Here is a 13,988-nt window from a genome sequence, read left to right as displayed (position 1 = left end):
TTAGTTTCTAGCTGTGTGACTGTTTGTATCAATAGATTTCTGGCACATTGATATAACGAACTTATATAACTATATTCACAAACCATAATAACTATATAAATATTTGTGCACTGGTTAATAACCTTTGTTGAAGTCAAAGTCGTTATAATACTCAAGGAAATCTCATGATTGAAATCCATTGGTCGGTCGCGCTCGCAATGAGCTTTTGCAGCTTTCTAGGCATACTAAGAGTGTATGGAAGGCGTGTTGATCGATTTATGAAGCGTGTCTCTGCTCAGATGTTAAAAATTCTCAATGGCTCTATGAAAGCCTCTAACTACGCTCAACAGCGAACAGAAACAGAGTTGTATCAAATTGGTAGCCAGGAACGTAAATACGAATTTGGTGACTATATTCGCCAGCAAACCACCCGAAATAAAGACCTTTAGCATATCTATTAGACACAGCTGCTTCTATTCCGCTCTATATCGATGGAGCAGCTGTACGTCACCTCTACCTTGTAAAAGTGCATTATACCCGACTCTTAACACCACAACCTTGTATAACTAACTTGGTGAGAAACGTCGCCGCTTGTTCATAATCTGCGTCGTCTAATTCGGGTTTATCCAATACACTGCAAATCTGCCAATTAAAATCAGCGTAGGTCTGAGTCGCAGACCAAATCGCAAACATAAGATGATGCGGTGGTACTTCATCCATAAAGCCTTGTTTCGACCAAGTAGCAAACTTGGAAATGATCATCTGCGATTGTTCAAACAGCTTGTCTCGAATGGATTCTGGCAACACCTTTGCCCCGGACATTACTTCACTAGCGAACACACGAGAAGCATGAGGATAATCACGGGAAATCGTCAGTTTGGTACGAATGTATTGAGTCAACGCTTCGACGGGATCATCTAACTGTTCGATAGGTAATGACGCAGCAAGCAATGGCTGAGTGACGGTTTCGAGCACGGCATAGTAAAGTTTGTCTTTGGAGCTAAAGTAGTAAAAGACGTTAGGCTTGGGAATATCTGCCGCTTTTGCTATATCGGCCATCTTGGTGGCTGCGTAACCATGCATAGCAAACTGTTCACTGGCAACCTCGATAATAAGGTCTTGGTTCTTTCGTCTGATTCGCGACATACTCTTCCCTGCTCTCATGTGCTACTTAGTTAATCTTAATGAAAACAAAGAATAAGTCCAAAACTTATGGGGAATACTGAGAGGTAAAAAATCCCAAAACCGATACAAACAGCGCCTGTTAATGTTGAAGTTAGAAGCCCTTTAACTCCAATAACTGCCTGCACGATTTCGGGAACGCGTATAAAAGGAGACAAAACTACGCGATTTATGCGGAAATCATGGCCCTAAGTAATCATTATTCGTTACGGATTGAATGATTAGAGCGAGCCTCTATTGCTTTAATTAGTGCAGAGTGGTCCCAGTTTTCACCACCTAAGTCGGCACACTCACCAAACAGTGCTTGCGCGTTTTCTGTGTTGGGTAACGCGACTTCAAGTTCTTGAGCTCCAGTTAGCGCAAGGTTTAGATCTTTTTGGTGAAGCGCAATCTTAAAGCCAGGGTCAAATGTGCCTTCTACCATACGTTCGCCATGCACTTCTAAAATCTTAGAACTTGCAAAGCCTCCCAATAGCGCCTGTCTCACACGCGCTGGATCCGCACCGGCTTTCGATGCAAAAACAAGGGCTTCCGACACTGCCTCAATATTAAGTGCAACAATGATTTGGTTAGCGACTTTACATGTTTGGCCTGCGCCACTATCACCAACAAGCGTGATGTTTTTGCCTAGTTTCTCAAACAGTGGGCGAGCTTGATCAAATGCTTCTTGGTCGCCGCCTACCATAATGCTCAGTGTTGCATTAACAGCACCCACTTCACCACCTGACACCGGAGCATCTAGATACTGTGCACCACTTTCTTTAATGCGTTTAGCAAATGACTTAGTCGCGATTGGCGAAATTGAACTCATATCAATCACTAACTTTTGAGACGTGCTTGCCGCTAACCCCTCTTCCACTCCGCTTGCTCCGAACAATACGTCTTCAACTTGTGGTGTATTTGGCACCATTAGAATGATAACGTCAGCGAGCTCAGTCGCTTCTTTCGGTGAGTGACATACTGTTGCGCCGCGAGTAACCAGTTCAGCCGGTGGAGCATTGAAGTGATCCGACAATACCAATTCGTAACCTGCCGCTTGCAGGTTTTTAGCCATTGGCTGACCCATAATTCCGGTACCGATGAATGCAATTTTCATGATGTGTTCTCCTTAACGTATCGAATTATTGAAAAGCGTTTAACCAAGAAAGACCTTCTTCAGTGGTCGTCTTCGGCTTGTATTCACAGCCCACCCAACCTTGGTAGCCCATTGCGTCAAGTTCTCTCAATACAAAGTCATAATTGATTTCACCGGTACCTGGCTCATGACGCCCCGGATTGTCAGCCAATTGAATGTGAGAAATTTGCGATAAGTTATTGGTGATGGTCGGAATTAAGTCGCCTTCCATAATTTGCATGTGATAGATGTCGTATTGAACCGATAGGTTCGCACTACCGACTTCTTCAATAATGGATTTCGCTTGTTCTGTGGTGTTCAAGAAGAAGCCTGGAATATCACGTGTATTAATCGCTTCAATCACCAACTTGATGCCTGCCGCTTCCAGTTGCTGAGCAGCATAACGAAGGTTGATTACGAACGTCGTTCTCGCGTCTTGCTCAGTCACACTTGCCGGAACAATGCCTGCCAAGCAGTTGATTTGCTTACAGCCCAGAGTCTGGGCGTAGCTTATCGCTTGGCTCACCCCTTGTTGGAATTCTTCGATGCGACTTGGGTCGACCGCAATACCACGATCTCCCGCATTCCAGTCACCAGCAGGAAGGTTAAACAAAACCTGCTCTAGATTATTGTCATCCAACACCGACTTAATAGTTTCTGCTGTGAAATCGTAAGGAAACAGATACTCTACTCCGTGAAACCCTGCATTAGCCGCTTTTTCAAATCGACTCAGAAAGTCAACTTCATTAAACAGCATCGATAGGTTAGCTGCGAATTTTGGCATAATTTTCTCCTTAAGACTGTGAGTTTGACGAATCTAGTGACGACAGTGCAGTTGGTGCATCCGTTGCATTTTCAGCTAGTGGTTCAAATTCATTGATAGCGTTGATTTCGACACCCATTGAGATGTTAGTGACACGCTCTAGAATGATTTCAACCACAACAGGGACCTTGTGTTTCGCCATCAGCTCTCTTGCCTGAACGAACGCATCTTGGATGTCTTCTGGCTGTGTTACACGAATCGCTTTACAGCCTAACCCTTCCACCACTTTCACATGGTCAACACCATACCCTTCAAGTTCTGGAGAGTTCTGATTGTCGAACGCAAGCTGCACGCAATAATCGATGTCAAACTGACGTTGTGCCTGACGAATTAGGCCAAGATACGAGTTGTTAACGACTACGTGGATATACGGAAGATTAAACTGCGCACCCACAGCTAACTCTTCAATCATAAATTGGAAGTCATAGTCACCTGATATTGCGACAACATCACGGTTTGGATCCGCGGCTTTCACACCCAGCGCAGCGGGAGCAGTCCAGCCTAAAGGACCCGCTTGGCCACAGTTAATCCAATGGCGTGGCTTGTATACATGAAGGAACTGAGCCGCCGCGATTTGCGATAGACCAATCGTGCTGACGTAACAAGTCTCACGACCAAATGCTTTGTTCATCTCTTCATAAACACGCATTGGTTTAATTGGCGTTTCCGTGAAGTGCGTTTTACGCAACATACTGGATTTGCGCTGCTGGCATTCACCAACCCAAGACGCACGATTAGGTAAAGTACCTTTTGATGAACGTTCGCGAGCAACATCGACTAATAGCTCCAATGCAGATTTGGCATCCGACACAATACCAAGATCCGGGCAGAATACGCGTCCAATTTGAGTCGGCTCAATGTCTACGTGGACAAACTTGCGGCCTTCGGTATACACATCCAATGAACCGGTGTGACGGTTAGCAAAGCGGTTACCAATACCGAATACAAAATCAGAGTTCAAAAGCGTTTCGTTACCATAGCGGTGTGCCGTCTGAAGACCCACCATGCCTGCCATCAACTCGTGATCATCAGGGATAGTACCCCAACCCATCAGCGTTGGAATCACTGGCACGCCAGTCAGTTCCGCAAACTGTTGTAGCAATTCTGATGCGCCTGCGTTGATAACACCGCCACCTGAAACAATGACCGGTTTTTCGGCAGCACACAGCATATCGAGTGCTTTTTCTGCCTGCTCGCGAGTTGCGGTTGGTTTGTATACCGCAAGTGGCTCGTAGGTATCGATATCAAATTCGATTTCAGCTAGCTGTACGTCTAGTGGCAAATCGATAAGAACCGGGCCAGGCCTACCTGAACGCATTAAATGAAATGCTTTTTGAAATGCGCGTGGCACTTGAGCGGGCTCTAGTACTGTGGTCGCCCACTTTGTTACTGGTTTGGCAATAGATTCTATATCTACCGCCTGAAAATCTTCTTTATGCAGCCTTGCTCGAGGGGCTTGCCCAGTAATACATAGAATCGGAATCGAGTCCGCCGATGCAGAATAGAGTCCCGTGATCATATCCGTTCCAGCAGGTCCCGATGTACCAATACAAACACCAATATTACCTTGGTTAGTTCGCGTGTAGCCTTCTGCCATGTGTGATGCGCCTTCAACGTGGCGGGCTAACACATGGTCAATACCACCTAGGTGTTTCATCGCCGCATACATGGGGTTGATTGCTGCGCCCGGAACACCAAACGCAATGTCTACTCCCTCTTTCTTTAGTACGGCTACAGCTGCTTCAATTGCCTTCATTTTCGCCATTCTAATATCCCTCTCAGATTGTATACAATTCAAATCCATATTGTGTACTATGAACCATATCCAGAGAATCGCAACCCCAAAATCAACATTTTTGCAACATAGAGTTAAAGCACTAAGTGACTACTTACGCCGTAGTTCCTAACAGATAATGCTTTATATAAAATATCTTTACGTAAAAATATTTTCAGAAAAACTCGATGATAAATTAATGTTAAATACCCTTTGATCATTTGTTTGTTTTCCAATATAAGTAAGTACACGGATACAGTTTTGTATACAAAATAAGAAAGTATTGTTTAAAGGAGACGAACAATGGCACTTAATGAAGTTATGGACGCAGCACAAGCAGATTGTCTTAAGGTAATTGGAGATACCCAGTCCACAGCTTATCAAGCGATCCTAAATTCCGACGCCCTAACCTTCCTAGAGACGTTAGTGGCGCACTTTGGCAGTCGACGCACTCAACTGCTACAAGACCGCGAAACCAAACAAGCCGCCTTTGATGCGGGCGAGCTGCCCGATTTTCGCAAGGACACCAAATCAATAAGAGATGACAAGAGTTGGAAGGTTAGCCCGCCACCAGCTCCGCTATTAGATCGTCGTGTTGAAATTACCGGTCCTGTTGACAGAAAGATGGTCATTAATGCACTGAATTCCGGCGCAAAAGTGTTTATGTGTTGCTTTGAGGATGCTTCCTCCCCGACCTGGCAAAACATGGTTGAGGGACAAATTAACTTACGTGACGCCAACCTTGGAACCATCAGTTATTACGACGACACCAAAGACAAGCAATACTCATTAAATAGCGACCCAGCACTATTAATTGCCCGACCTCGCGGACTTCATTTACCAGAAAAATCTATTCAATATCAGAGCCAGCCGATTGGTGGGTGTTTGATGGATTTTGCGTTGTATTTCTTCCACAACTATCAGTCTCGAGCAGACAAAGGCTTAGGTGTTTATTACTACATTCCAAAGTTGGAAAGCATGGAAGAAGCAAAATGGTGGGATGACGTCTTTGCCTTTACTGAACGCTACTTCGGGGTACCAACAGGAACAATTCGAGCGACAGTACTTATCGAAACGCTGCCTGCTGTATTCCAAATGGAAGAGATGTTGTATGCAATGAAGGACCACATTGTAGCCATGAACTGTGGCCGATGGGACTATATATTCAGCTACATTAAGACGTTAAAGAACCACAAAGACCGAATTTTGCCAGACCGACACGGCATCGGTATGGACCAAGAGTTCCTAAACGCCTATAGCCAGCTATTGGTTAAAACCTGTCATGCTCGTGGCGCACTTGCGATGGGCGGGATGTCGGCCTTCATTCCAGCAAAAGATCCTTTGGAAATGGAACGTGTAACGGCGAAAGTCATTGAAGATAAAAAACGCGAATCGAATAATGGTCACGACGGCACTTGGGTCGCGCACCCTGCACTGGTTGATCTTGCGATGTCGGTGTTTGACGAGCAGCTTCAGGGGAAAACCAACCAACTTGATTATGTCAGTCCATCGGAAAACATTACTGCCGAGACGCTACTAAAACCTTGCGAAGGTACTCGCGATGAGGCGGGTGTACGCAAAAATATTCGTATCGCTCTCTACTACATTGAGGCATGGATACAGGGGCACGGTTGCGTACCAATTTATGGACTGATGGAGGATGCCGCAACGGCTGAGATCTCTCGTGCCAACATCTGGCAGTGGATCCACCACGGTGTCACTCTGGATGATGGCCAAGTCTTTACATCATCACTCTTTCACACTTGGCTCTACCAAGAGCTAAAAACGATTAAACAGGAAGTTGGCGATGCACGTTATGCTGCAGGACGCTTTGATGAAACAGCTGACCTTTTTTATGAGCTTTCTACAGCAAAACAGTTCGCTAACTTCCTGACCCTTCCAAGCTATTCGTTACTTTAACCAAACTGTTGGCAAAGTACGCCTAAATCCTGCTGACTTAATCCGAATAAGTGCTTAAGGCAGCAGGTACGAATAGCGCAAGCTATGAGACGAGGAGATAACATGGGAAGTTTAACTCTACAACAAGCACTGACCATTATTGATGGCACATTTGAAGCTGGACTGTCTGACGACTGTGCGCCTTTGACTGTTGCCGTTCTTGATAATGGAGGAAAACTGATTTCTTTGCAGCGACAAGATGGGTCCAGCATGATGAGACCTGATATTGCAATTGCCAAAGCATGGGGCGCATTGGCGTTAGGTTGTTCCTCTCGAAAACTAGCGCAAGACGCTGATTCTCGTCCTGCATTTATCTCCGCGGTTAACGTACTTGCCCACGGTAACATGGTTCCCGTTCCGGGCGGACTGCTTATTAGAGACGAAGAGAAAAACGTGATTGGCGCTATTGGCGTGAGTGGCGATCTCTCTGATATTGATGAGCGCTGCGCTATTCAAGGGATTAACTGTGCCAACTTATACAGCGATGAGGTAGCCGCTTAACGTATAAGGCCCTAACGAATTAGGGCCTTAATGCTTATTCATATTGGCTTAACCAAGTTTTAAACAACTGATTTGCCTGTTTTTTCTGAGAAGCCGAAAGAGATTTAACCAGTCCATCTTGCACTTCGACGTGTTCTTCGATCATTTTATCAATCAGCACTAAGCCATCTTGAGTCAATTGCACCGTAACGCTTCGACGGTCCGCTTTGCTGTGCTCTCTCGAAATTAATCCTTTGGACTCCAACTTATCCAATCTATTGGTCATCGCTCCTGACGTAAGCATCATCGTGTTAATTAGCTCTGACGGCGTTAAGCGATAAGGCTTACCACTACGTCGCAAGGTTGCCAATACATCAAATTCACCAAGTTTTAAGTCGTATTTTTTATGTAAATCCGCCACTTTGGTTTCCATATATTTGGCAATGCGCATTAGCCGCCCCATCATGGCCATAGGTTCTGTGTCGAGCTCAGGCTTCTGTTTTGCCCACTGCTCTACTACGCGATCAATCGCATCCATGTCTTATTCATCCACTGGTTAATCATCAAGAAAAATTAGTTTAACATAAAGATACTTTACAGGCAGCCAATTTGTCGTTAGAGTGTGCGCAAATATCTTAACGTAAAGATAAATTAGATGAACATACTTTTGGCTATGATCCCCGCCTTTTTCTGGGGTACAACTTATGCCGTAACCAAATTTACGCTACCAGACTGGCCGCCGATTTTGTTAGGAGCTCTGCGAGCGCTACCAGCAGGTTTGTTACTACTGCTGGTTAAGCCGACTTTACCTAAAAAAGGTGAGTGGCAAGTATTACTAACACTTGGTCTTATCAACATCGCCACCTTCTTTGGTTTGATATTTGTGATGGCGCAAACCTTGCCGTCTGCCATTTCTGGCGTAGGTATGGTTTCGGTGCCTGTTTTCGCAATGTTATATCAATGGCTGGTAAAAAAACACCGTCCGAGCTGGTCACAAGCATTAAGTGGTCTAGCGCTGGTATCACTGGCATTTTTCTTGTTCTCGCCAGGTTCGATCAGCCTTAACCCAATAGGTTTAGGCGCAATGCTTGCAGCGATTATGTGTATTGTCGCGGGTAGTAGTATCACTAAGTCATTGGGCACTAGAATTCATTGGTGGACAATATTAACTTGGCAGCTAATCTTAGGCGGCGCAATCTTAGCGATTGCTTCTGGCTTTCACGCCGCAATTGCACCGGAAACTTATGTCTCGGTCATCGAGAACTTTGATGGTCGAAACCTGTTTGGTTTAAGTTGGGTCGTTGGTCTCAATACCGCACTAAGTTACGGCATGTACGTATGGCTGTTACAGCGGATGACAGTAGTAGATTTCACTTTCGGTGGTATCGCAAACCCAATAGCAGGCATTGTGTGTGGTCTAATGCTACTCGGTGAGTCGTTCACTCATAGTCAATACCTTCTGATGATGGGCATGATCATTACCTCACTGATTCCACAAATGATCATGGCAGTAAAACAGCATCGTGTAACGCGACTAGCCAACCGATAGTCTTCATTGCACTGCCCGATTTATTGGTTTTCAGGCAGTGCAACTTTCCCTACCTCTCTTCTTAAAACTCCAATAAAAGCAATTTATTAGCGAACCCATCAATTATTGACTATGTTGTAAGTTACCTTTGACAACTTGAGAACACGCATGGTCGCAAAAAACCTCAGTCCTATCGGCAACGCACAAAAACTAGAAGCCACGGATGCTTATCACGCTGGCGTTTATGTCCTAGCCAAACTCGAGTTTAGAGACGTCGAAAGTGTCGGGTTAGAAGATACAAATTTCCTCGAACGCAAAATCAAAGGCTTGTTAAGTACTGTTGAAGTGTCAGCTAATGCAGCCCCTGGAGAAGAAGGCGACAAGTATAAGCTACAGCGAGTCACTTACTATGACAAAGCAAAAACAACGCTATCCTCTCTTAGTAAATCCAAAAAGAAGTCCAAGAGCGACACACCAAAAGTGAAAGAGCACAAAACTATCCTGCAGAAAATAAAAGAAATTCTGAAGAAGATGTGCGATAAAATCCAAGATATTCTGTTCGGTCCCGCTGGTGATATGCTACTCAAGCGCTTTTGTAGCTGGCTAGTCGAGAAAGTCGCAAAAAATTTATTCAACTTAATCAAAAAGCACTCAAGTGAATCCAAAATCGCTGGAGTCGTCAAGGGGGTAACAAAAGCGGTTACTCAAACCGCTGATATGATCTATAACTGGCGTCTTGGCTGCGGAGTGACATTGTTGAAGTCTCCTGCCCAAGACATCTGCTCGGCACTTACCAAAGCACAAGGCCAACGTATTATTGAAGGCATTGGCGAGTCAGTGGGGTCGGCTGCAATTATCGGAGCACAGATTGCGTCAGCGTCAGTAAATCCTGCTGGTCCCAAGTTTGTCGGTGCATTAGCCGGAATTTTGTCGAAGATATTTGGCGAAATCATTAAGTTCTTTGAGATGAGAAGAATCAAAACCGCTCTGACCGATGCTAAGACCATGTGGAAGGATATTCAAACTCGACGACAGCACTTAGCTACACAAAACCTTTCTTCACAAGAGTGGGTAAAAGGAGCGCAAAGTGGTGAATATCACATCATTCCAGTATGGCTTAGAGCCTCCCTTCTCTCCTCGCCAATCCTTGCTTCGATCCTAATGGCTAGTGGATATCTGTCTCACCCCTACCGGTTTGTACAGATGATCTCGCCTCTAGATAGTGTCATGCTTCAATCGGACTTTAACAAAAGCCGCCGATATATCGATAGGCTGAAAAAGGACGCCGGACTCAATATCAGAGTTATCAAAAAATCACGGGGCTTTGTCTTTACCAGCCAGGATCCTGCCGTGTCAGCGATGTTGTTAGGTGCGCTTAAAGGAAGCGATGCACATTTAACTACGTACGATAAGTTTAAGAACTGGATGTTTGCGTAACGGTCGAACTTTACAAACCAACGAAGAACCGTACTATAGGCGGCTGTTTTTACCAAAAGAGAATCCTTGTGAAACGATTAGTACTGTATGTCTCAGACAAATGCCCTCACTGTAAAGATGCTCAGCGTTATTTGGACAGCAAGGGTTATAAATACCGCCTGACCAATGCAAAGATGCAGCGTGGTCGCAAAGAGCTAGATGCGATTGGAGCTCGTTCTCTTCCTGTACTGAAAATTGGTGACCAATATATGGTTGGTTGGAACCCGAAGAATTTCGAACGTATGTACAAAAGCAATTAATGTATCATTTCCTATACTGCCTCTATCAATGTCAGGAGGCAGTATAGTATGAACAATTGGTGGGCATTTTTAATTGGATTCGTTACCGCTTTCAGCCATGCGGACAGTTTAGAAGTCTTGGATGAAGCGAGGATCATTAATCAACGACTGTATTTAGTTCATATTGGCAGTCAGCCTTCGCCGATGCACACTTGCTTCGCCACACAAATTGCCAACCAAACGTTAATCACACCGGCTCATTGTATCTACGATTATACCTCTCGCAACTTCTACCCACTCAGAGATATTCGGCTAACCGCGCTATTTGGCCAAGATGAACGTTATGACTTTGCTCACGCGACTTCAGTAAAGACCGACCACCAGAACGTCGAAAAGATGACGGCGCAAGATGACTGGGCCATTCTGGAAGTCGGTTCTCAGTTAGGCTGTCACCAGGATATCGCTGCTCTTGTCGACACCTCTGCCATTCAATGGGAAAACGAGCCGATTCAATTATTGGTTTATGATCAAGCTCGTGCAGCACTTGCCATTGAAACCTGTTTTGTTGACTCGTCTATTCTGAGCGACATGACCATAAGTCAGTGCAGTGATATGACTCAGGTGTTTTCTGGCACACCTATTTATGTCCAAATAGGTACGAATATGGCTTTGATTGGAATGGTAACCATTAGACAACAAGACATAAGCCATTCGGTTTATTCCGCAACGTCTATCGGCCAAGTGCTCACTCGGCTACCTGCATCTAGCACTTGCATCAAAGATGCTTCTTAACAAAGTCTATAAAAGTCCTATCAGCGCGCGATAAATACCCATCTTTACGCCACGCCAGAGCAAGGTCAACGAATACTGGCGGCTCAAACGACAACCCCTTAAGTTCCAGTTCGTGCCCTGTGACCAATTCTAATAATGCCGTAATAGCAAACTCACGCTTTACTATAGATAAAATCATTGGGAGAAGATTAGTTTCAAACGAGAACTTCGCTTCAATATTGCGGCGTTCACACTCCTCATCAATAAAGTCGCGGTGGAAATATCCGGGTTTAAACATCACCAGTTCTTCATCGAAAAACTCGTCAAAATCTAATGATTGTTTATTTGCAAATGGGTGGTTTTGACTGACTACTGCGACCATTTCAGAGCGAAAGATTTGGTCGACTTCTAAATCATCGGGCACGTCCGTATTGCGAATTACACCTAGGTCTATATCCCCATGGAGTAACATCTTTCTGATGTCTTGTGTCCCTGCCTCGATGACCGTCATCTTGAGATTGGGATAGGCACTCTTAAATGCCATGACTATTTCTGGAAAAAAATAGGACCCCATCATACTTGGTGTCCCCAAACGAACTTCGCCCTTTAATAACCCTTTCATCTCATCAATGGCTAGGCTGGCATCATCAATTTGGCGCAGAACCTTCTGAGCGTGAGGCAATAACACTCGACCTTCCTGTGTCAACATAACTTGTTTATCGACGCGAGAAAAAAGCTGTACACCGAGCTGCTGCTCAAACTTCTTGATAGAAATGCTCAGTGCTGGCTGAGCAATGGCCACCGCTTGGGCTGCTCGGGTAAAGTTTTGGTGTTCTGCGACGGCAAGAAAGTGCTTTAGTTGTTTAATATCCATATTAATAAAATATATCGAAGTTATAGCTTTAATATATTTCATTAATCCAAATTGGAGTGCTAACTTGGTCACATTAGCATCGTTTAGTTATAGAGAATCAGGTTGTGATAGAGCTGCATACGAAACAATACCAACAGATAACTTGGGCATTAGCCCTCGGCTCCTTTTTGGTGTTTTGTAATCTATATATCTTCCAACCAATCCTACCGCAGCTCGCTATACACTTTTCAGTCTCAGAAACTGAAATAAACTGGGTGTTCGCGGCTTCAACGCTAGGTCTGTCAGTATGTTTAGTGCCTTGGGCTATTACTTCAGAGAGCTTGGGCCGACGGTTCGTAATGCTCGCAGGTTTATTTGCGATTCCTGTTATCGGTTATCTGATGTTGTTAACCGAAAACTTATCAACACTCGTGTTTCTGCGAGCTTGTATGGGAGTATCCTTAGCAGCATTTGCCTCAGTAGCCGTCGCTTATATGGTAGAGGAGTTATCCAGCGAAGCTTTTACGCGAGCTATCGGCGGCTATATCGCCGCCAACTCACTAGGTGGTATTGCCGGGCGTGTGGCTGGCGGAATACTCACAGGCTACTTTGATTGGCATACCGCGGTGCTAATTATCTCCAGTTTTACATTAGTTTGCGTCATTATTGTCGCCTTGCTATTACCGAAGCAGCAACATTTCAAACCGACGCGTGGCCTTTTCTTTCACCACAACCGAGCCCTGTTAACTCATCTTTCTACACCGATAGTTTGGGTTGCAATGATCATCGGCGGTATTAACTTTGCGCTCTTCGTCAATCTCTACTCTGTGATGGGGTTTAGATTGGTGGCGGATCCACATAATCTACCGGTCACGTTATCTGCGCTGATCTTCCTTTGCTATCTAGCAGGAACGGTTTCTTCAAAATGGACTGGCAAATGGCGCGCTCATTTCTCGCCAATTATTGGAATGGTGCTGGGCACTACTCTCAGCTTGCTCGGTATGCTAGTCGCAATAATAGAGAGCATTCCTGCTATGTTGGTTGGACTGCTTCTCATTAGCGGCGGCGCGTTTTTTACACATACATTAGCGTACGCATGGGTAAGTCAAAAAGCGACCACCGCCAAAGCCACGGCTACTGCACTTTATCTCGTGCATTATTACGTAGGCGGAAGTATTGGTGGTTTCTTCTTACTGTACTGTTGGCAACACGGTAAATGGACTTCTGTGGTTGAAGGTGGATTAGTCTTGTACATTGCCCTGTTTGCATTATGTTGGAAACTTGCCAAGCTAGATCGAGCAGAGCAAACTACGGTACTTGTCGCAGACTCTCGTTAAACCCTCTACTAAACTTTCCCTTATCGTTGAGCACCTACTCACCAACGGTAATCAATATTAATGTAAGTAACAAATAACGTTAATAACTTTTCTCGTTACAAACCTTAACTAATTGTTTAAGGTTTATTTACTTTGTGGCTATCCAACAACTCACAGAGTTATTAACGAACTACACCGTTAATATTAATGCTAACATTCTACACGAATCCGTGTATTAGCCCTCTAACAAACTTCCATGAAAAATTGTTAGAGGGTTCTTTTTAAAATATGAAACCACAAGATCGCTCAATTGAAGGCCATGTATAACAAGGACTATTAAAACCATTGGCCAAATAAGTTAAAAATCGTTTAATAATATAATCACAATAACAGTAAAAATAGTTAAATAATCAACAAACCATGTCAGCCTATATAATCAAAATTAACATAAAACGAAGATTTTATGAGAGGTAAACAATGGGACGCGCTACAGC

Annotated in this window: 14 protein-coding genes; 8 read left to right on the top strand and 6 right to left on the bottom strand. The window is 44.5% G+C overall.

Annotated elements, in window-relative coordinates:
* Positions 1-164: 164 nt before the first annotated feature.
* Positions 165-428 (top strand): hypothetical protein, encoded by a 264-nt coding sequence (locus HW45_RS16845; protein ID WP_038228374.1) that lies wholly within the window; start codon positions 165-167, stop codon positions 426-428.
* An 82-nt stretch (positions 429-510) separates the two neighbouring features.
* On the opposite strand, the gene HW45_RS16840 is transcribed toward HW45_RS16845, so the two are convergent.
* The 4 genes from HW45_RS16840 to gcl all read right to left on the bottom strand — a co-directional run bounded on the left by HW45_RS16840 (position 511) and on the right by gcl (position 4,863).
* On the bottom strand, positions 511-1,125 hold the full coding sequence (locus HW45_RS16840) for a TetR/AcrR family transcriptional regulator (protein WP_038228372.1): 615 nt from the start codon (positions 1,123-1,125) through the stop codon (positions 511-513).
* 235 nt (positions 1,126-1,360) lie between these two features.
* Positions 1,361-2,260, bottom strand: a complete 900-nt coding sequence (locus HW45_RS16835) for a 2-hydroxy-3-oxopropionate reductase (RefSeq protein ID WP_200874587.1) — start codon at positions 2,258-2,260, stop codon at positions 1,361-1,363.
* 22 nt (positions 2,261-2,282) lie between these two features.
* Positions 2,283-3,059 (bottom strand): hydroxypyruvate isomerase, encoded by a 777-nt coding sequence (hyi, locus tag HW45_RS16830; protein WP_038228368.1) that lies wholly within the window; start codon positions 3,057-3,059, stop codon positions 2,283-2,285.
* 10 nt (positions 3,060-3,069) lie between these two features.
* Entirely contained in the window at positions 3,070-4,863 is a 1,794-nt protein-coding gene (gcl, locus tag HW45_RS16825; RefSeq protein ID WP_038228366.1) for a glyoxylate carboligase, read from the bottom strand.
* 330 nt (positions 4,864-5,193) lie between these two features.
* Here gcl and aceB point away from each other — a divergent pair, with 330 nt between their 5' ends.
* Positions 5,194-6,792, top strand: coding sequence for a malate synthase A (gene aceB / locus HW45_RS16820; RefSeq protein ID WP_443083043.1), 1,599 nt, complete (start codon positions 5,194-5,196; stop codon positions 6,790-6,792).
* Between the two features lie 102 nt (positions 6,793-6,894).
* Positions 6,895-7,332 (top strand): GlcG/HbpS family heme-binding protein, encoded by a 438-nt coding sequence (locus tag HW45_RS16815; RefSeq protein WP_006070593.1) that lies wholly within the window; start codon positions 6,895-6,897, stop codon positions 7,330-7,332.
* 34 nt (positions 7,333-7,366) lie between these two features.
* Here the strand turns inward: HW45_RS16815 and HW45_RS16810 are convergent, their stop codons facing one another.
* A complete protein-coding gene (locus HW45_RS16810) occupies positions 7,367-7,849 on the bottom strand; it encodes a MarR family winged helix-turn-helix transcriptional regulator (RefSeq protein ID WP_006070592.1) in 483 nt (160 codons plus the stop codon).
* Positions 7,850-7,966: 117 nt separating this feature from the next.
* On the opposite strand from HW45_RS16810, the gene HW45_RS16805 reads away from it, so the two are divergent.
* The 4 genes from HW45_RS16805 (at position 7,967) to HW45_RS16790 (ending at position 11,346) form a co-directional block, all read left to right on the top strand.
* Entirely contained in the window at positions 7,967-8,860 is an 894-nt protein-coding gene (locus HW45_RS16805; RefSeq protein ID WP_006070591.1) for a DMT family transporter, read from the top strand.
* Between the two features lie 147 nt (positions 8,861-9,007).
* On the top strand, positions 9,008-10,276 hold the full coding sequence (locus HW45_RS16800) for a hypothetical protein (protein ID WP_038228361.1): 1,269 nt from the start codon (positions 9,008-9,010) through the stop codon (positions 10,274-10,276).
* A gap of 68 nt (positions 10,277-10,344) precedes the next feature.
* Positions 10,345-10,575 carry a glutaredoxin family protein gene (locus tag HW45_RS16795; protein WP_006070589.1) on the top strand — a complete coding sequence of 77 codons (231 nt, stop codon included), beginning with the start codon at positions 10,345-10,347 and terminating at the stop codon, positions 10,573-10,575.
* Positions 10,576-10,623: 48 nt separating this feature from the next.
* A complete protein-coding gene (locus HW45_RS16790) occupies positions 10,624-11,346 on the top strand; it encodes a hypothetical protein (protein WP_038228359.1) in 723 nt (240 codons plus the stop codon).
* On the opposite strand, the gene HW45_RS16785 is transcribed toward HW45_RS16790, so the two are convergent.
* Positions 11,330-12,199: a LysR family transcriptional regulator gene (locus tag HW45_RS16785; protein ID WP_038228584.1), complete on the bottom strand. Its 870-nt coding sequence runs from the start codon at positions 12,197-12,199 to the stop codon at positions 11,330-11,332. The genes HW45_RS16790 and HW45_RS16785 overlap by 17 nt on opposite strands.
* 104 nt (positions 12,200-12,303) lie before the next feature.
* On the opposite strand from HW45_RS16785, the gene HW45_RS16780 reads away from it, so the two are divergent.
* On the top strand, positions 12,304-13,515 hold the full coding sequence (locus tag HW45_RS16780; RefSeq protein ID WP_038228357.1) for an MFS transporter: 1,212 nt from the start codon (positions 12,304-12,306) through the stop codon (positions 13,513-13,515).
* Positions 13,516-13,988 lie beyond the last annotated feature (473 nt).

Source organism: Vibrio sp. ER1A (genome assembly GCF_000733315.1).
Classification (GTDB): domain Bacteria; phylum Pseudomonadota; class Gammaproteobacteria; order Enterobacterales; family Vibrionaceae; genus Vibrio; species Vibrio mediterranei.
The sequence above is the reverse complement of the archived record's forward strand: the minus strand, read 5'-3'. Positions and strand labels throughout refer to the sequence as shown.

Excerpts from the sequence above, each read along its gene's own strand:
- HW45_RS16845 (WP_038228374.1), top strand. The coding sequence starts at position 165 with ATGATTGAAATCCATTGGTCGGTCGCGCTCGCAATGAGCTTTTGCAGC.
- HW45_RS16840 (WP_038228372.1), bottom strand. The coding sequence starts at position 1,125 with ATGTCGCGAATCAGACGAAAGAACCAAGACCTTATTATCGAGGTTGCC.
- hyi (WP_038228368.1), bottom strand. The coding sequence starts at position 3,059 with ATGCCAAAATTCGCAGCTAACCTATCGATGCTGTTTAATGAAGTTGAC.
- gcl (WP_038228366.1), bottom strand. The coding sequence starts at position 4,863 with ATGGCGAAAATGAAGGCAATTGAAGCAGCTGTAGCCGTACTAAAGAAA.
- aceB (WP_443083043.1), top strand. The coding sequence starts at position 5,194 with ATGGACGCAGCACAAGCAGATTGTCTTAAGGTAATTGGAGATACCCAG.
- HW45_RS16815 (WP_006070593.1), top strand. The coding sequence starts at position 6,895 with ATGGGAAGTTTAACTCTACAACAAGCACTGACCATTATTGATGGCACA.
- HW45_RS16810 (WP_006070592.1), bottom strand. The coding sequence starts at position 7,849 with ATGGATGCGATTGATCGCGTAGTAGAGCAGTGGGCAAAACAGAAGCCT.
- HW45_RS16805 (WP_006070591.1), top strand. The coding sequence starts at position 7,967 with ATGAACATACTTTTGGCTATGATCCCCGCCTTTTTCTGGGGTACAACT.
- HW45_RS16800 (WP_038228361.1), top strand. The coding sequence starts at position 9,008 with ATGGTCGCAAAAAACCTCAGTCCTATCGGCAACGCACAAAAACTAGAA.
- HW45_RS16790 (WP_038228359.1), top strand. The coding sequence starts at position 10,624 with ATGAACAATTGGTGGGCATTTTTAATTGGATTCGTTACCGCTTTCAGC.
- HW45_RS16785 (WP_038228584.1), bottom strand. The coding sequence starts at position 12,199 with ATGGATATTAAACAACTAAAGCACTTTCTTGCCGTCGCAGAACACCAA.